Consider the following 16,626-nt stretch of genomic DNA (forward strand, 5'->3'; position numbering starts at 1 on the left):
TGTCGATAAAAAGCCTCTCGAAATATCTCGACGTATCTGCCGGAACAATACGGGACTGGGTTTATAAACGCCAGATCCCTTATTTGAAGGCGGGACGTCTTGTCCGTTTTAATTTCTCTGACATCCGGTTGTGGCTGGAAAATGGAGGGAATGGATGTCAATTGAAATAAGGAAACGAGACAAAGGAACAGTGTATCGTGTTCGCTGGAATCAAAACGGGTTAAAAGCGTGCAGGAGTTTTTCAAGATATCACGATGCCAAATCGTTTCAACAGGAAGTAAAAGAGAGCGACTCTGGTTTTGAGGCTGTAAGCTTCACATTCCAGAAGGCCGCCGATGAATGGATCACCAAACATGCCGAGATAAGGAAAGAGCCGAGTAGTGTTTACATGGATAAAAACATGTTGAAGCAGAACATCCTGCCTCATATCGGCAACCTTCGGCTTTGTAGCATTCAACCACGCCACCTAGAGAACTGGATCCATTTTTTGAAGCAGAAAAAAAGGCTAAGCAATTCGACGATCAATAGAAATATTGATGTGATCAAAGCCATTTTTAGCTACTATCACAAGCGGCGCGCGATTTATTTCAATCCAGCATCGGTGGTAGATAAACTAAGGATGGACACAAAGCCTTTCGACTTTTGGAGCGGTCAAGAAGTTCGTCTTTTTTTGGAATATGTAAAAAAGAAATATGAACACACGGCACAACACTCCACCTATGTATTTTACGCACTAGCCCTGAACACAGGAGCGCGACTTGGCGAACTCTTGGCCTTAAGATGGTCGGATGTTGATTTTGACAATGGCTTGATCGCTATAAGTAAAACGTTTAGTGGCCATGTGAGAAAGGTCAAGAATACGACCAAGAGTCATAAGGTGCGGCATGTCCCGATCAATTCAGCTCTAACGCCTGTGCTGGAAAAAGCCCAGAAAGGCCACCGAAATGACGAATTGGTAATCACATGGAGTGGCACAGTGATCGACCCTAATAATTTACGTCAACGTTGCTTCTACAACGATCTAAAAGAGAGCGGCGTAAAACGGATTCGCATTCATGATATGAGGCATACATTTGCAAGCCATTACATGATGAATGACGGAAACGTTTTCAAATTGCAGGCTATATTGGGCCATAGTAGCCTGAAAATGACCCAACGCTACACTCACTTATCGAAGACCTTTTTGATGGATAAGACGGACGTTGTGAGCTTCACAGCGGAAGAGAACGTCATCAAGGTCGACTTTACGAAGCAAGCCGCCACCGCCTAAAAAATGCCCCCAAATTGACCCCGCAAACAAAAACAGGCACTCACATAAACTGTAAGTGCCCGTTATCTTTGGAGCAGGAGACGAGGGTCGAACTCGCGACTTTCACGTTGGCAACGTGACGCTCTACCACTGAGCTACTCCTGCAATAGAGGCACCCTGTATATACATTTCGCGAATCTTTTCAACTGTTTTTTTAACAATGTCTTTTCTGTTTGTCTATCCTAAGATCTATGGTAAAAAGCCATCTATAGAAACGAAAGGTAACCAAAAGGACCCTGGAGCGTTCTAACACAAGGCTTGAGATGCTCAACGAATGCAGGCAGGTGATCATGCGTTCGGAGAACAAGATAGACATGCTCCATGATATCTGCCACCACATCGTCAATACCGGGGGCTATTCTGCCGCATGGATAGGCCTTTTGGGAAAGGACGATAAGAAGAACATCGTGTCCATAGGCCATGTTGGCCTTGGCGAAAATTATAACCTGCTCATCGAGAATGTCTGGAAAAAGATAGAGAACGACCGCGGGCCCACAGGCAGCGCCGTCCGGGAGAACAAGATAAGCGTGAACACGTCGCGCCCGGGAAGACGCTACCCCGCATGGCTTTCCGAAATGAAGAGCTTCGGCTATGCCGCCTCTGTCTCCTTTCCTCTTAAAGTGGAAAGAGACCTAGCCGGCGTCCTTAACGTCTATTCCAACAACCCTCAGGCATTTAAGGCCGAGGACCTGGATGTCTTTATGGAGCTCCATAAAGATGTCGTTTTCGGCATAAAGGTCATGCGAATGCACCTTGAGAGCGAGAGATTCAAGGAAAGACTAGAGGAAATGGTAGAAGAGAGAACGAAAGAGCTGGCGCTTTCCGAGGAGAGATACAAAAATGTGGTCGAACATATTGGAATAGGAATATCCATAATAAGCCCAAAAATGGAGATACTCTCTTTAAATAAAAAGATGCGTGAATGGTTCCCTAAAATTGATGTTGGGCAAAAGCCTATATGCTATAAGGCCTTTAACGAACCCCCAAGGAACGAGATATGCTCCTACTGCCCCACTTGCAAGTCTCTTGTAGATGGGCAGGTGCACGAGGCGGTTACACAAACGCCTGTAAAAGGGAAGATAATGAACTACCATGTGATCTCATCACTGTTAAAGAACAGCGAAGGTAATATTATCGGCGCCGTTAAAATGGTGGAAGATATAACCGAAAAGAAATGAAACCGTCGAGCAACAAAAAATGCCACAAAAAATGCCCGCGCTGTAAGAGCGTTCGGGTCGAAATGAGGCTCAACTCTCAGCGCTACTGCCGCAGGTGCGGCCAGCGCTGGTGGGCCCACGGCCTTCTTGTTCCTTCATACGACCGCAGAAAAAAGAACGCCGGCCTTGATAAAAAAGCCGGCGAACAGTTGTTACTTACGATCTAGATTGCTTCGCTTTCGCTCGCAATGACATCCCACTAGCCCGCGCCGCATTGCTCCTCGCAATGACACGCCATCCTTATCCCGCGTCAAATGAGCTCTTTTCGTGCTCGTTGAACCACCCCACAGGATTCGTAAGATAGAACTTGGTGTCCTTTAAAATGGTAAAGTGGCTCCGCTCTTCCACCACCATCTTTTCGATAAATGCGCGCTCGATGGGATCCTTGGCGTCCTTTAAATATCCATCGTAGAAGCTGATCGACTTCTCTTCCATATCGAGAGCTATGTCCAAGGCCTCAATATCCTTTGTATCGGCCTTTATCATCTTGCCGTTCTTTTCGGTGAACTTGTAGAACATCTCGGTCAGGTTGCCCTTGTGGCCCTCGAACTGTTTCCATTCATCTGTCCAGCTCTTGTTCGCCTCGATACCCGCGAATATCTTCTTTATCCTTTGCGTATGTGCGATCTCGTCCTGAATGAGGGTCGCGAACATATCGCGGCCGAAGGTGTTGCTGCAGGTCCTTGCGGCCTTTTCATAGAAGACTCTCCCCTTCTCTTCCATATCAAGGGCGGTCTTTAGCATCTTTAAGGCTCTTTCATTGGTGTTCGTCATAGTTTTTTATTCTCCTTTATATACGGTTTATACACAGAGGCGAGACCCCTTGCAAATATAAATTATTTTAAGCGTCGGGCATGGGCTTGTTCGGTCTTGACTGTTGCAAGGAGTATCCTGTAAAATAGCCGACGTATGACACTTTACAAGACCGGCGAACTCAACCTTTATTACGAGATAGCGGGCAAAGGAGAGCCTCTCATCCTTTTGAACGGGCTCGGCTGCGACACAAGGACCATGCAGCCCCTTGCCGAATCCCTTAAAGGGTCTTTCACAGTCATAAATTACGACATGCGATGCGTCGGCCAAAGCGATAAACCGGACACGCCGTTCACCCTCGCAGATGTCGCCTATGAAACATCTCAATTAATAGAACATCTGGGATACGAAAAGATAGGCGTTCTTGGTTTTTCCATGGGCGGCATGGCGGCAATGGAGCTTTTTCACCTCGATCGCGACATCGTTGGTAAAATGTGCCTCGTCTCCACCACACCATCTTTTAGGAGGCCTTCTCCGGTGGCGGAAGAGATGCTTTCAATGCTTCGCTCCACCGAGATATCTAACGCGCTCTTAAAACAGGTCTACGAATCGATGTTCGGCAATAGTTTCAGAAAGGCCCATCCGCTCGATGAATATATTAAGCTCAGGATGACCGACACAAATCCTCAGCCGCTGCACGCCTATCTTCGGCAGCTCGCGGCATGCGAATCCTTTGACTCCTTCGATAACTTAAAAGATATCAACGTGCCGGTCCTTTTAGTTGCGGGTAACGAAGACGGACTTGTTCCTGCCGAAAATACAAAGTGGCTCCACAAGAATATTGCCGGCTCAGAACTTCACGTCTTAAACGGCGTGGGGCACATGGCCCCGCTTGAGGCCCCGAAGGAACTGGCGGCCGCCCTGCTTTCGTCATTTTCACAATAAATCGATTGCGCGTTCTGCCAATATTAGCTATCAATTTTGTAAGTTACCGCTCATGTCCAAAAAGATATTATTAGCCATAACCTCTTTTATCTTCCTTTTTTGTTCTACAAGTTTAGCCGGAAAATATGACCGCGCAAAGCTCCTTAGGGAGCGCCCTATCTGCGGAAATTACTACATCGAAAGCGAAGCCCCGATAACCTTCAACGGAAACGAGATGCATCTCATCTGCGGAGACCCCAACGTTGGGGCATGGCAGAATATACCCGAGTCTCAGGCACGATACAATTTAAAGAACTTTTTGCAGGCAAGGGGCTTTAATTATCCCGATTTCAGGAAAGAGGGGAAAAAGATAATAATAGCCCCGGGCAAACGGACAAGAGTGAAGGAGATTGTGATCGAAGGGGACCATCCCAAGGGGCTCGTAATGAGCCGCAAAAGGAAGATAAAGAACAAACCCCTAACCCCCTCCCTGCTTTCTACGTTGAACGACTGGACCGCTTCAGAGCTTAGGGATATAGGCTACCCCTGCAATAAGGTGGATGTCTCGGCAGAGGCCTATTCGGGGCGGATATTGCTCAAGATAGATTCCGGAAAGTTCCTGAACATGCCGCCGGTAAAGGAACCGGAGCTAAAAGAGATGGACGCCGCGGCATTCAGGCGTTTCGACGCGTTCGAAACGGGCAGACCTTTTTATCAGCAGTTATTGGACCTGACAACGCGAAGAATAGAAGAGGACGGCATTGCCCAGAACGCCTATTTTATAGATAATTGCACGCCCGACGGCGTAGAGGTAGAACAGAAAGTGAGCATCGGAAAACCTCATCTTGTCATCTTTGGCATAGGCGCCGACACCGAAGAATATATAAAAGGAAAGGTGTCGTGGAAGCACACCCGCCTCGACAACAGGGGATCGTCCGTAAATGTCACCGCCACCGCATCCTATAGATTGCAGAAATTGAACACCACTCTTCACTGGTACGCTTTCAAAGCGCCGACCAGGTGGAACCTTGCCCCCAGCGTCTTTTTCGAGCGAAGGAACGAAACAAAGTTCAACTACCTTCAGGCCGGTTTCAACGTCTATCCCAATTACAAATGGGACAACCAGTCGATAGGTGTCGAGCTGAACATAGGCCCGCAGCTGAGCTTCTTTAAAACGTATAAAGGGGCCAACCGCGACTTCACGCGCTATCTTTCGGGCTATGTGGAACTCGATGTTGCAAGCCACGATTACGAGGTATTTAACTACGACCCGCGAAGCGGCTTCATCCTTACCGCAAGCGGAAAGTTCAACAGCAAATATGTCCTTTCGGACGTCTCGGCGCAGACGATGCAGCTCTACGGCCAGTGGCTGTGGAACGTGAGCGACCTCGACCCGCCCCTGCTCATTGTCGGTGTTAAAGGTATGATAGGCACGACCATAGCAAGACGCAGCGACCCCAACTTCGGCAATCTCCCGCCCGAATTTCTCTTCTATCTGGGCGGAGACGCGGACCTAAGGGGCTTTCACAGGCTGCAACTTCCGATAACTTATACCGGCGCCCTCACCTCGGCGTTCACCAGTTTTGAAGTAAGGCTCTCTAATGTCCTCCCGGCAAAGCTGGAACCAATAGCCTTTGCGGACATTGGCATTTTGGGCGTCGATTCGATGAACTTTGATTATCCAGCGTATTGGTCGCCCGGCGCGGGACTTAGGCTCTTTTCGATGATAGGCGTCTTTAGAACGACCATCTCGCACGGATTCATGATAAAGAACGATGACCCGGCGAACGACCCGGCTTCGCACTGGCAGTTCTTTTTGAGCTACGGACAGGAATTTTAGATATGAAGAAGAAAAGTAAAAAGATATGGCTTTTTGTGTTTATCCCCTTCCTGTTTATTATCGCCCTTTTAGGAACGATATTGATCGCACCGCAAATGGTCTTTAACGGTTATTTTATCGCCAAGGCCGCGCGATATGTAAAGGTCTTCGGTGTCGATATCAATTGGAAAGAACTGCAGGTGGAAACCTCTTCAGCGGGTCTTTTGGATAAGAAGATCGAATTATCGTTCACGGACCTCTGTGTAGAGAAAGGCCCGGAACTTGACAGCGCCTGTTTTACGCTGGCGCTTTTTGGGTTTAGATACAGATTCCAATCGATCGTTCCAAGCCTTGTTGAGGTCGGGCCAGTGAGGCTTGAAGGCGGCGAGGTGGTTGTTAAGGTAGCCGGGAACGAAACAAAGCTCGAAAAGAAGCTCGACACCAGCAAGTTCACGATACCCGAGCTCGTTCTCCCCCGCATTTTAAGCAATGCAGAGATAATGCCGGTATCGGTCGATATAAGAAGCCTTCTGGTAAAACTCCCCAACGGCGAACTAAAGGCCCGTATGAACTTAGAGATGCTTGAAAACCTTCACATCGATGCAGATATAGAAAAGATACCCGAACGGGTCGCGTTAAAACTTTCTTTCGATGCAAAGAGCGAGAGCAGATTTAAGATTATTGACGCAAAGATAAACGGCCATGCCGATATAAAGAGCAACGAGGCCGGTAACGTTTCGGCCGTCTTTAATATCGAACAGGGAGCGGATAAAAGGGTCACCTATTCATCAGACCTTAAGTTCGATCGAAAGACTCTCACCGCGCTCCTCAAGTTATCGGGGCACGTAGCGACCGGTTCGATACTTGCCGACCTTGCACTGGACGCAAAGGACAGTTCGCTACTTGTCAACCGTGCAACGATCAACAAATGCCAGCTAACGCTTGACATGGTCCGGGCCTCAAAGAACGACGGGCGTCTTAAGTTCGATTGCCCCGTCCGCCTCTTCATTAAAAAGATAGAGTTGCCCGACGAAGTTGAGACCGTATACCACCCGCCTGACATTGTGGATCTCACCCTAAAGGCCGCACTCGACACATTTTTCTTGCCGGAGCTGGGGCATTCCACAAAGGGCAACGTTGAGCTCAACATCGCCTCCTCACAGAGCGGCATGGTTAAGACAAGCGGTTATCTTAACATAGCTCTCGACGGAACAATGGACGACCTGCCAAAGAGCATGAAGATAAGCGGCAAAAGCGACCTTGATTTCAAGATATTGCAGTTCGCAAGGCTCGTTGACATCCTGGAAAATTCCCCCTTCTCCATCCCCGCCCCTTTCAATATCATGGCGGGCGAGGTAGACATAGGCATCAGGGGCGAGATACCCTCTTTCGAGGAGTTGAGCTATTTCCCCATGACCCTCACAACAAGGCTTGAGGGACCGCAGGAAAAGATCTATCTCGACGCCACCGGAAAGGCGACCTTCAGGCTTGACGGAAAGGACCTTTCGGCAAGCAAGGTGGAGATGGAACTTGTGCTGACAAAGGTGGAATTTCCCCTTCCCGACATTCAGCTGGCAAGTCTGCCGCAGCTTGCGCCGGACAAACGGATCAAAGAGTCGCCTGAAGATAAGAAGCCTGAAAAAGAGCTTCCGGTCGATTACCTTCTTTCCGTGCTCACCCCTGAGGAAAGCCCCGTTAAGATCAGCTCCAATATGGCCAAGGAGCCGGTGCCCATAGGGATAAATATCAGGGGGGACAAAGAAGGATTCACAGGAAAGGTGAACATTAATAATTTTACGCTCAAGCTGTTCAGGAGCGAAGCTCGTATCAAAAAGATAAACTTCGATATTAAACAGCCTGCGGAACAGAGCACTGTCTCGGCCGAAATATCGCTCAAGGCAAGCGAATACGAGATAATAATAAAGATGGTGGGGCTGCTTAGCCGCCCCACCATCTGGTTCGAATCGAACCCGCCGCTTTCGGAGGAAGATATCGTCTCCGTGCTTCTTTACGGAGAACCGTACGACGAGCTCGATTCAGAGATGTCGGGCTCGGTGGGCAACATGCGGGCCGCCACGGCCAACAAGGCAATGGCGTTCACCACGTTCATCATCCTCGCCTCCACTCCGATACAATCGATCATCTACGACCCCGCCACCAAACAGATAACCGCAAGGATAAGACTGGACGACAAGACCTCGCTCTCTGTAGGTTCAAGCGGCGAGGGAAAGAAAGGCGTCGGCATCAGACGCAGGCTGGGCAAAGGATGGATAGTTCGCACATCGTTCGACAAGAACAACTACGACGGCACCACCTCGGTCGCAACCTTCGTCGAATGGCATCAGAGGTATTGATCGCTTAAGATCCTGATATTATTCACCAACCGGAGTCTCTTCAAGGCACGAAGATGACGTCACACTTGGCGTAAGCGATGTCGTAAAGCTTATCGCGCTCGCTGTTTCGCCGTCTATCACTTTCAGTGTGTAATTATCGTTGGCGTTCAGCGCTGTCACGCTATCGGCTATGCCGAATGTGGTGGCGAACGAAGCCGTGCATTGTGCAAGCGGTACATATTTGGAGCTCACGACCTTATCGCCTATAAGGACGCAGCGGTTCATGCTCGGGCTATCTTTTTTTGTGGCAACTTCGCTTGGAGCCGCAGGAAAAGAGGTTCCTGACCATGACTGATACCATATATAAGTCTCGTTCGAAGTTATTCTTTCGATATATTTCTCATCCTGCACCCTCACCTGCATCGCCTCGAACTGGGCGGGAATGGTCGAAAGCGTTCCTGCATAGGCGGATATATTGACCCCCGAACCTTCGCCACGACCGCTGTAGTAAGCGGGTGAACCGGTGCCAAAGAACATGAACTTATCTGTAGCCGGATCCTTTATTCCTGAATATAACCAGTCCGAATCGAGCGAGAGGAAATATTGCTGGTCTCCCGCCGCACCATTGTTAACGGTCCACCAGATGCCGCCTCCGCTACCTCTGGAATAATAGCTGGAGAAATTGACCGTTTCAGGGAGACCCCAAGAAGCGTACCATGGAACGGCCGATGCAAGGCTCACTGCGCCTCCCGCAACCGTCTTGCATGTAGCTATGTTGTTTATCTGCCCTATCATGGCGTCAAAGAAGCATGGGTCGACACCCATATTCACGTATCTTCCCGCAGTGGTGGAAGTACTGTCACAGGTCGTGGGACTTGCCAACATTGTAGGTATAATGAAATTTGTTGTTCCGACCGAACCGGTGTCACAATCTACGCAGTTAAAACAGGTGCCATCGGCTATCAAAGCCTCTGTACATGCGTCATTATAATCAAGCCCCCATAATCTCATCAGTATTTCGCCTGCTGCGCTGTCACCGCCGTTTGCTGCGGTAATATCGGGACAGTCCGTATAGCTGGCAAGACATGTCCCGGAAAGCTCTTTTCCCAAGGCAGCCGCTATGTCAGCATTGGCGCCTCCGGCCTTGAGCCCGGCCGGAAAAGTGTTGCTGAGCGTTGCTCCAAAATCGGCATATTCCGCCGCGTCTGGGTTTGGTTCGAGCGAACTCGAACCGCTCGAACCGCATCCGTAGAAATTAAGCGACAACATAAGAACAACCGACAACGCAAACGGTAAATGTCTCTTCATAATACCCCTTTTTTTTCTGCACAGTAAACCTTTCTGACCTCTTTGACAAGAATAAGTTGTCCTAAATTTAAAAATAGTATAAAGATTCATCTATATGAAGCCGAAAATGACCGTCATAGTCATTTGTTGCGTTTTGGTCGCTCTATTTTGCTCCGCCGGTCCGGCGCAAGCCGAGAACCCGGAGCATAGCAAGACCGAAAGCCTCGCCAAGGAGGTATCTCTTAGTTTCAGCTCGAACTTTCGCTCTCGATACGTTTCCTTTGGGATCGCCGACAGCGAAGGATGGGTCTGGCAACCGTCCGCCAATATTGAATGGAAAGGGATCGGTTTTAACGTGTGGGGGAATCTTGTTATGGAGGACAAGGCCGACAGGGGAACCTTTAACGAGGTGGACCTGACGGCCTACTACGACATTAATTTTCACAATTTCAACATCCACCCCTATTTTACCGTTTTTCTCTACCCTACCGACAACAAATTTTCACTCGACTATTCTTCATACTCCGACGTTCTTCCTTCTCTCTACCTCTCTTATTTTTTTAAGCCGTTCAATGTGTTCATTAACGCACAGTTCTATACCCACCCAACGCCGTGGGCGCTGCGTTCAGAGATGGGACTCGGATTCACGGAAGAACTTCCAATGAATTTCGGGATAAACAGTTCCGGCCTTGTCGGGTTCGACAATTCCCGCCGTAACAAGGCGGAATTCAACATATCCGAAACCACCTTCGACTATTTTACCTACTCTATTGCTATTCCATGGAAGCCCATTAAAGGCCTTGTGATAAAGCCGAACGCCTATGTCACGGCATACTTTCAGCAAAAGTTCAGGAATGCCACACGCTACCCTGTACAGGTCTATGGTGGACTCGACCTATCCTACAATTTTTCGCCTTAAATAACATGGAGACGATCTATCATGGAAGACATAGGGTATTACATCAAGGCATTTGTAACTCTGCTCATGCTGGTCAATCCGTTCGAAGGGATGCCGGTCTTCATCTCCGCTACGGGGACCGCGACACCGGAGCTAAGGAACAGCATCCTTCGCATCACCTGTCTTTCGGTAATTGTGATACTTGTATCGTCCCTTCTTTTTGGAAGAATGATCTTGCAGGTGTTTAGTATCACTACCGGCGCGTTCCAGATAGGTGGCGGCATCATATTGTTTCTTATAGCCGTCAAGATGACGCTCGGTCCAAGCGGAGCGATGAAAGAGTTCTCCGGAGGCGGTGAGCTCAAACCTTCATTTGGAATTGTGCCGCTTGCACTCCCTCTTCTGGCCGGCCCGGGCGCCATAAACGGAGCCATCCTTTTTGGGACAGGGGCTCACCCGGTAACAGACATGCTTGTGCTTATAGGGGTCGCCTTCCTTGTCGGGATTATTCTATACATCATGTTAAAGACCGGAAATACACTTGCCCGTTATATTGGCACCACAGGAATAGAGGTTGTAACGCGGGTCACCGGACTTTTTATAGCGGCCATATCCGCCGAAATGGTCATAAAGGGGATGGCTTCGACCTTTAGGCTTGTCATCTTCTGATGATTTTGGTATTTTGCCGAAACTATGATCCTAAAAAGACATCACAAGATACTTATAGTCGGATTCCTGCTCTGCATGGTCGCCATGATATTCTTCGTGGCGCTCCAGTCGTAATCAATCCGCCACCAGACGCTTGCCATTGGTCTCCGGCAACGTCCATACCCAGATGCCCGTCAGTAGCGCGAAGAACGCCGCGAGAGAAATGCCTCCGGCAAGGCCGTAATGCGCGGCCACCATCGTAATGATGATGGGAGTGAAGAATTGGACCCCTCTTGCCAGATTGAACGCCGTTCCCATGGCCGTGCCCCTGATATGCGTCGGGAATATCTCGGAAAATAGAGGTCCATATCCGCCGAACATCCCTGTTCCCCACCCTACCATGAACATGCAGATAAGTATCAGATGCGGCATCGAGACAAAGGCGCCAAAGAAAACGGTTACCATTAAAAGCCCAGCCGCCATGATAATGGAGAACAAAGTGTACACCGACCTTCTGCCTATCTTGTCTGCGATATGCCCGAAGGTGGCGTAGCCGATGAACGCGTAATCATAGACCGCGTGGCCATCCGCATCGTCTGCCGCATGTTCAGGGGTCGCTGTTGTCTGGGTAAAAAATGACTTTCTAGGGCAAGAAAATACCCTGCTGACCACCCTTTTCATAGTTTATGAGGCTCGAATAGAAGATCATGTCGGGGTGCTTACCCTGGATATAGTTAAGCTCCCATTCGCTCTTGAAGAGCATCATGGGATAATCACGCACGTCATAAACAATGTGATCGTGATAGTAGCTCTCGAACGCCGTCTGTTTCTTGCGGTCAGAAGAACGATACCAGCGGGAATAGGTGTAAGGCATCGGGTAAAAGTTGGCGTCGGCCCCGTATTCATGCAGGAGTCGAAACTTCACCACCTCGAACTGAAGCTGTCCGACAACACCTATTATCTTGTCTGAATTATGTTTGCGGAAAAAAAGCTGGGAACTCCCCTCTTCGGCAAGTTGTTCCAGACCCTTTTGGAGCTGTTTTATCTTTATGGGATTCTTCAGCGTGACCTGACTAAAGAGGTCCGGCGAGAACTGCGGGATACCGGTGAATTTTAGCTTCTCGCCGGTAGTTATAGCATCGCCTATCATCAGACTACCGCGGTCGTGAATGCCGATGATGTCCCCTGCATAGGCGCGGTCCACATTGCTCCTTTTTTGCGACATGAATTGAAGCGCGTTCTTTATCTTGAACTCGCGGCCCGAACGAACGTGATAAACGCCCATTCCCTGAACGAACTCTCCGGAACATATCCGGAGGAAAGCCACGCGGTCTCGGTGCTTGGGGTCCATATTGGCCTGTATCTTAAAAATGAGCCCGGTGAAATTGGGCTCAAATGCGTCAACTACCCTCGTTTCGGCTGGACGTTGCAGAGGCGCGGGCGCGTAGCTGATGAACGAGTCGAGGATTTCTCTGATGCCGAAGTTTTTGATGGCCGAGCTGAAGAATACCGGAGAGAGCTTCCCAGCGAGATAATCGTCTCTTTTGAATTCCTGCCCTGCCCCCTGCACCAGTTCCAGGTCCTCTTTTAACTTGGCCAGCAGGCGTTCTCCTATCGCCTCCAAAAGTCTCGGGTCGTCGAGATTTTCAATGAGCCTTTCCTCGGCATCTTGCCGGAGTTCCTTTATATTGGGCCTGATAAGGCGAACGCATTTGTTCATCAGGTCGTAGACACCTTTAAAGTCGCTCCCCTGACCGATGGGCCATGTCATGACGGCGCAGGAGAGGTGAAGCTGGGTCTCTATCTCGCCGAGAAGCTCGAAGGGATCGCGCCCCTCGCGGTCCATCTTGTTCATGAGGGTCATGATGGGCATGTGACGGTCGCGACAGACCTGAAAAAGTTTTTTCGTCTGGGTCTCTATACCTTTTGCGGAGTCGATCACCATGAGGGCGCTGTCGACCGCGGTAAGCACACGGTAGGTGTCCTCGCTGAAGTCGGCGTGGCCCGGGGTGTCAAGAAGGTTGATCTCGTGGTCATCGTAGGAGAACTGCATGACGGAGGATGTCACCGAGATGCCGCGCTGTTTTTCTATCTCCATCCAGTCGGAGGTGGCGAACTGCTCGGAGCGCTTTGCCTTAACGGTCCCCGCCATCTGGATGGCGTTGCCGAAAAGAAGCAGTTTTTCGGTCACGGTCGTCTTGCCGGCATCCGGATGCGAAATGATTGCGAATGTCTTGCGGCGCCCTATCTCCAAGCGCGCTAATTCATCGATAGTGTCCATGGGTGTAGCTTCATCTCGCTCATGCATGGGTTCAAGTCAATGGGAAAGTTAGAACTTGCTAAGCGCACTAAATGATCAAAAAAGAGCGAGTTAGAAATAACTGCCGGCGTAGAAACACACCATCTCCACATTACTTATCCAAAACCGCTCAATCTCCTTCAAATGAGTCCGTCTTGTGGGTCCATGGCAAACACTCGTACGGACAATTAATGGGATGATGTCGGATATTTACGCCGAATCAGCTCCATATCGATAAGTTTCTGGACCTCTCCCTTAAGCTCGCGCGTTAATGTTTCAACAGACTTTTTGGACCTCTTGTAATAGATAGGCTTTCCGAACTTTATCACCCACTTGCTGGGGAACGGAATAAGCCCGACGAGACCGAACAGAGGGAATGTCGGCGTCACCGGAAAGAAGGGAAGGCCTATCTTTTTGCCGAGATCTTCGAACTTCCAGAGTATCGGATGGATATCCTCGGCGCCGACTATCGCACAGGGTATGACGGGAACACCAGTCTTTCTGGCAAGCTTAACAACGCCGCCCTTGCCAAAGTCCTGAAGCTTATACCTTTCAGAGTAGAGCTTTCCTATTCCTCTGGTCCCTTCCGGAAAAGCGCAGACGACCTCACCCTTTCTTAGAAGCTTCGCCGCATTCTCCGGGCTCGCCTTGACACCTCCTGCGCGCTGGATGAAATGGCTGATGACCGGAAAATTATCGACAAAGTCGGCGACCAGAAAACGGATGTTTCTTCTCTTTGGATGCCTGTTATAGACCGCCATATTGAGCATAACCGCGTCATATGGGAGCATGCCTGAATGATTGGAGACCACAAAAGCCGGTCCCCTGAGCGGTATGTTCTTTACGTCCTTTACCTCAACACGGAACCAGTCCTCATAAAGAAATTCGAACACGGGCCGCACCATATCCAGAAGCTCCGGGTCCATTCCGAACTCGTCATCGGTCTTGATGACGTCGTTAAGACGCTGATAGATGGCGGTACATCTGGCGACAAGGTCAGAAACAGGTTTGGTCTTCATTAAGATGACCAGGAGATCCTGCATAAGGCTGTAATAATCTTTTGTCATAAGCCAAGACTTACAACCGTCCTTCTATAAAGGAACCATGTCATGAAAAGTATGACGCCGTCAATTATCATGCCGGAGAGGTACGCGAAATATTGGCCCGAATAGATGAACGCTATCAAGAACCCCAGTGTTGTAACGACCTTTGAAATGATTATGATGCGGACATCTTTCAGGTTCTGACGGATCTCGCTCTGGGCAGAAAAGGCCGCATAGGTAAGGACGGCCAGGAGAGCGACCGCAAGGACCTGCCAGAAGTGTTCAACGGGCTCGGGGAGATTCTTGTACGGCCAGCCGAATATCGAATGGCCTATCGTGTTGAGCCAGTAGATGATCTGCGAAGGAAAGATGGCGAAACATATGCCCGCGGCGGTGAACAGACCCGCCCACCAGCGAAGAAGAAATACCAGCTGGCGTTCCTGCAATGTCATCCAGAGTTGGCGCATATTTTATCAGCAGCAGGACGGGGCCTGCGCGGAGCTTCCCTTGTTCATTTTGCAAGCGATCAGCGCAAAAATGATGGAGAGAAGACCGCAAAGTATAAAGACCATCCAGCTTGTCTTCATTGCGAACATCTGACCGTTAATGATAACGTCCCAACCCGCGATTATGCGGATGATGTGCGCGATGGCCGGTGCCGCAAAAAGGCCCGAGAACCATGTGAACATGCAGCCGCAGTGACATTTGTCTGACATATTATTACCCCCTTGTTAAAAAATGAAATCAGAAGTTCTCAATATCACTTCGTCCTGTCAATGTCCAGAGTCTCCTTCGACGTTTTCATCGCGCAATATTTGGGCCCGCACATGCTGCAGTGGCTCGTGACTCGTGACTCGTGACTCGTTATTTGTGAACCATTATTATCCGGATTAGATTGTTTGTGGTACTCGCGGGCACGGTCTGGGTCTAGGGCAAGCTCGAACTGTTTAGTCCAGTTGAACTCGTAGCGGGCCCTTGCCATGGCGTCGTCGCGGTCGCGTGCTCCCTTGCGCCCTCTTGCCACATCCGCGGCATGGGCGGCTATTTTGTGAGCAATGACACCCTGCCTCACATCATCCTCTTCAGGAAGTCCCAAGTGCTCCTTTGGAGTCACATAGCAGAGCATTGAAACCCCGTGATAAGCAGCCATTGTGGCGCCAATGGCGCTTGCAATATGATCATAACCGGCAGCTATATCGGTGATAACAGGGCCCAGAACGTAGAACGGGGCACCGTGGCAAAGTTCTATCTCCTTCTTAACGTTCATCTCTATTTCATTGAACGGAATGTGGCCGGGCCCTTCGATCATCACCTGAACGTCGCGCGCCCATGCCTTTTTGGTGAGCTCGCCAAGCGTTGCGAGCTCTGCGAACTGTGCGGCATCCGAGGCGTCGGCAAGCGAGCCGGGACGAAGGCCGTCCCCAAGGCTCAAGGAAACATCGTACTTTTCACATATATCGAGAAGGCGGTCATAATGTTCGTAGAACGGGTTCTCTTTTTCGTTCTTCATCATCCATTTCCCCATGAGGGAGCCGCCCCTGCTGACGATCCCGGTTGTGCGCTTGCAGGCAAGGGGAATGTGTTTTCGCAGGAGCCCTGCGTGGACCGTCATGAAATCCACCCCCTGGCGAGCCTGTTCCTCTATCACGCCGAACATCTGGTCGAGCGTCAGATCCTCGACATTCTCCACAAGCTCTATCGCCTGATATATAGGGACCGTGCCGACCGGTGCGGTAGAATGTTCTATAACGGCGGCGCGGATATCGTTTATTTCGGTCCCTGTTGAAAGGTCCATCACCGCGTCTGCTCCGTATTTGATGGCGGTATCGAGCTTTTTGAGCTCCTCTTTAATGTCCGACTTAAGGGATGAATTGCCGATGTTGGCGTTTATCTTGCAGGTCGTTGCAACACCGATACCGATAGGTCTTAGGTTCTTGTGATTGACGTTCGCGGGGATGATAAGTTGGCCCTTTGCTATCTCACCTCTTACAAATTCAGGAGAAAGCCTTTCTGTCCTGGCAACGGATTCCATCTCTTTTGTGATAACGCCCCTTCGGGCCTCGCGCATTTGTGTTGTCATGAATTCTCCTAATAGA

The 16,626-nt window shown here is 49.8% G+C and carries 17 protein-coding genes and 1 tRNA gene; 9 read left to right on the forward strand and 9 right to left on the reverse strand.

What is annotated here, in order from left to right:
• Window positions 1–170: hypothetical protein (locus COV46_03565; GenBank protein ID PIR17557.1), on the forward strand; the 170-nt coding region annotated here is incomplete at its 5' end.
• Window positions 155–1,270, forward strand: a complete 1,116-nt coding sequence (locus tag COV46_03570) for a hypothetical protein (GenBank protein PIR17558.1) — start codon at window positions 155–157, stop codon at window positions 1,268–1,270. The genes COV46_03565 and COV46_03570, both read left to right, overlap by 16 nt.
• A 69-nt stretch (window positions 1,271–1,339) precedes the next feature.
• Here COV46_03570 and COV46_03575 read toward each other — a convergent pair.
• Window positions 1,340–1,414 (reverse strand) — tRNA-Gly (locus COV46_03575).
• A gap of 158 nt (window positions 1,415–1,572) precedes the next feature.
• Here COV46_03575 and COV46_03580 point away from each other — a divergent pair.
• The gene (locus tag COV46_03580) at window positions 1,573–2,487 is read left to right on the forward strand and encodes a hypothetical protein (GenBank protein PIR17559.1); all 915 of its coding nucleotides are present in this window, start codon (window positions 1,573–1,575) and stop codon (window positions 2,485–2,487) included.
• A complete protein-coding gene (locus COV46_03585; protein ID PIR17560.1) occupies window positions 2,484–2,693 on the forward strand; it encodes a hypothetical protein in 210 nt (69 codons plus the stop codon). Before COV46_03580 ends, COV46_03585 begins: the two co-directional genes overlap by 4 nt.
• Before the next feature lie 73 nt (window positions 2,694–2,766).
• Here the strand turns inward: COV46_03585 and COV46_03590 are convergent, their stop codons facing one another.
• On the reverse strand, window positions 2,767–3,300 hold the full coding sequence (locus COV46_03590; GenBank protein PIR17561.1) for a hypothetical protein: 534 nt from the start codon (window positions 3,298–3,300) through the stop codon (window positions 2,767–2,769).
• Window positions 3,301–3,435: 135 nt separating this feature from the next.
• Between COV46_03590 and COV46_03595 the strand changes: the two genes are divergently transcribed.
• Genes COV46_03595 through COV46_03605 form a run of 3 tightly spaced genes read left to right on the forward strand, consistent with a single transcriptional unit; the run spans window position 3,436 to window position 8,376 of the window.
• Window positions 3,436–4,224 carry a hypothetical protein gene (locus COV46_03595; protein PIR17562.1) on the forward strand — a complete coding sequence of 263 codons (789 nt, stop codon included), beginning with the start codon at window positions 3,436–3,438 and terminating at the stop codon, window positions 4,222–4,224.
• Window positions 4,225–4,276: 52 nt separating this feature from the next.
• On the forward strand, window positions 4,277–6,043 hold the full coding sequence (locus tag COV46_03600; GenBank protein ID PIR17563.1) for a hypothetical protein: 1,767 nt from the start codon (window positions 4,277–4,279) through the stop codon (window positions 6,041–6,043).
• Between the two features lie 2 nt (window positions 6,044–6,045).
• On the forward strand, window positions 6,046–8,376 hold the full coding sequence (locus COV46_03605; GenBank protein ID PIR17564.1) for a hypothetical protein: 2,331 nt from the start codon (window positions 6,046–6,048) through the stop codon (window positions 8,374–8,376).
• An 18-nt stretch (window positions 8,377–8,394) separates the two neighbouring features.
• On the opposite strand, the gene COV46_03610 is transcribed toward COV46_03605, so the two are convergent.
• The gene (locus COV46_03610) at window positions 8,395–9,663 is read right to left on the reverse strand and encodes a hypothetical protein (protein PIR17565.1); all 1,269 of its coding nucleotides are present in this window, start codon (window positions 9,661–9,663) and stop codon (window positions 8,395–8,397) included.
• Between the two features lie 94 nt (window positions 9,664–9,757).
• On the opposite strand from COV46_03610, the gene COV46_03615 reads away from it, so the two are divergent.
• Together COV46_03615 and COV46_03620 are read left to right on the forward strand one after the other, a co-directional pair.
• Window positions 9,758–10,561, forward strand: a complete 804-nt coding sequence (locus COV46_03615; GenBank protein ID PIR17566.1) for a hypothetical protein — start codon at window positions 9,758–9,760, stop codon at window positions 10,559–10,561.
• A gap of 21 nt (window positions 10,562–10,582) precedes the next feature.
• Window positions 10,583–11,209 carry a hypothetical protein gene (locus tag COV46_03620; protein PIR17567.1) on the forward strand — a complete coding sequence of 209 codons (627 nt, stop codon included), beginning with the start codon at window positions 10,583–10,585 and terminating at the stop codon, window positions 11,207–11,209.
• A gap of 114 nt (window positions 11,210–11,323) precedes the next feature.
• Here the strand turns inward: COV46_03620 and COV46_03625 are convergent, their stop codons facing one another.
• The 6 genes from COV46_03625 to COV46_03650 all read right to left on the reverse strand — a co-directional run bounded on the left by COV46_03625 (window position 11,324) and on the right by COV46_03650 (window position 16,610).
• The gene (locus COV46_03625) at window positions 11,324–11,869 is read right to left on the reverse strand and encodes a hypothetical protein (protein ID PIR17568.1); all 546 of its coding nucleotides are present in this window, start codon (window positions 11,867–11,869) and stop codon (window positions 11,324–11,326) included.
• Window positions 11,832–13,469 carry a peptide chain release factor 3 gene (locus COV46_03630; GenBank protein ID PIR17569.1) on the reverse strand — a complete coding sequence of 546 codons (1,638 nt, stop codon included), beginning with the start codon at window positions 13,467–13,469 and terminating at the stop codon, window positions 11,832–11,834. The genes COV46_03625 and COV46_03630 overlap by 38 nt, the downstream gene beginning before the upstream one ends.
• Window positions 13,470–13,675: 206 nt before the next feature.
• Window positions 13,676–14,554 carry a hypothetical protein gene (locus COV46_03635; GenBank protein PIR17570.1) on the reverse strand — a complete coding sequence of 293 codons (879 nt, stop codon included), beginning with the start codon at window positions 14,552–14,554 and terminating at the stop codon, window positions 13,676–13,678.
• Window positions 14,551–14,997, reverse strand: a complete 447-nt coding sequence (locus tag COV46_03640; GenBank protein PIR17571.1) for a hypothetical protein — start codon at window positions 14,995–14,997, stop codon at window positions 14,551–14,553. The genes COV46_03635 and COV46_03640 overlap by 4 nt, the downstream gene beginning before the upstream one ends.
• A 6-nt stretch (window positions 14,998–15,003) precedes the next feature.
• Window positions 15,004–15,219 (reverse strand): hypothetical protein, encoded by a 216-nt coding sequence (locus COV46_03645; GenBank protein ID PIR17572.1) that lies wholly within the window; start codon window positions 15,217–15,219, stop codon window positions 15,004–15,006.
• A 71-nt stretch (window positions 15,220–15,290) separates the two neighbouring features.
• Entirely contained in the window at window positions 15,291–16,610 is a 1,320-nt protein-coding gene (locus COV46_03650; protein ID PIR17573.1) for a hypothetical protein, read from the reverse strand.
• Between the last annotated feature and the right edge of the window lie 16 nt (window positions 16,611–16,626).

This window comes from Deltaproteobacteria bacterium CG11_big_fil_rev_8_21_14_0_20_49_13 (assembly GCA_002796305.1).
Classification (GTDB): domain Bacteria; phylum UBA10199; class UBA10199.

Bases quoted from the DNA above. Each gene is read 5' to 3' on its own strand.
- COV46_03610 (PIR17565.1), bottom strand. From the start codon at position 9,663: ATGAAGAGACATTTACCGTTTGCGTTGTCGGTTGTTCTTATGTTGTCG.
- COV46_03570 (PIR17558.1), top strand. From the start codon at position 155: ATGTCAATTGAAATAAGGAAACGAGACAAAGGAACAGTGTATCGTGTT.
- COV46_03625 (PIR17568.1), bottom strand. From the start codon at position 11,869: ATGAAAAGGGTGGTCAGCAGGGTATTTTCTTGCCCTAGAAAGTCATTT.
- COV46_03615 (PIR17566.1), top strand. From the start codon at position 9,758: ATGAAGCCGAAAATGACCGTCATAGTCATTTGTTGCGTTTTGGTCGCT.
- COV46_03620 (PIR17567.1), top strand. From the start codon at position 10,583: ATGGAAGACATAGGGTATTACATCAAGGCATTTGTAACTCTGCTCATG.
- COV46_03580 (PIR17559.1), top strand. From the start codon at position 1,573: ATGCTCAACGAATGCAGGCAGGTGATCATGCGTTCGGAGAACAAGATA.
- COV46_03595 (PIR17562.1), top strand. From the start codon at position 3,436: ATGACACTTTACAAGACCGGCGAACTCAACCTTTATTACGAGATAGCG.
- COV46_03635 (PIR17570.1), bottom strand. From the start codon at position 14,554: ATGACAAAAGATTATTACAGCCTTATGCAGGATCTCCTGGTCATCTTA.
- COV46_03605 (PIR17564.1), top strand. From the start codon at position 6,046: ATGAAGAAGAAAAGTAAAAAGATATGGCTTTTTGTGTTTATCCCCTTC.
- COV46_03650 (PIR17573.1), bottom strand. From the start codon at position 16,610: ATGACAACACAAATGCGCGAGGCCCGAAGGGGCGTTATCACAAAAGAG.
- COV46_03645 (PIR17572.1), bottom strand. From the start codon at position 15,219: ATGTTCACATGGTTCTCGGGCCTTTTTGCGGCACCGGCCATCGCGCAC.
- COV46_03585 (PIR17560.1), top strand. From the start codon at position 2,484: ATGAAACCGTCGAGCAACAAAAAATGCCACAAAAAATGCCCGCGCTGT.
- COV46_03590 (PIR17561.1), bottom strand. From the start codon at position 3,300: ATGACGAACACCAATGAAAGAGCCTTAAAGATGCTAAAGACCGCCCTT.
- COV46_03600 (PIR17563.1), top strand. From the start codon at position 4,277: ATGTCCAAAAAGATATTATTAGCCATAACCTCTTTTATCTTCCTTTTT.
- COV46_03640 (PIR17571.1), bottom strand. From the start codon at position 14,997: ATGCGCCAACTCTGGATGACATTGCAGGAACGCCAGCTGGTATTTCTT.
- COV46_03630 (PIR17569.1), bottom strand. From the start codon at position 13,469: ATGGACACTATCGATGAATTAGCGCGCTTGGAGATAGGGCGCCGCAAG.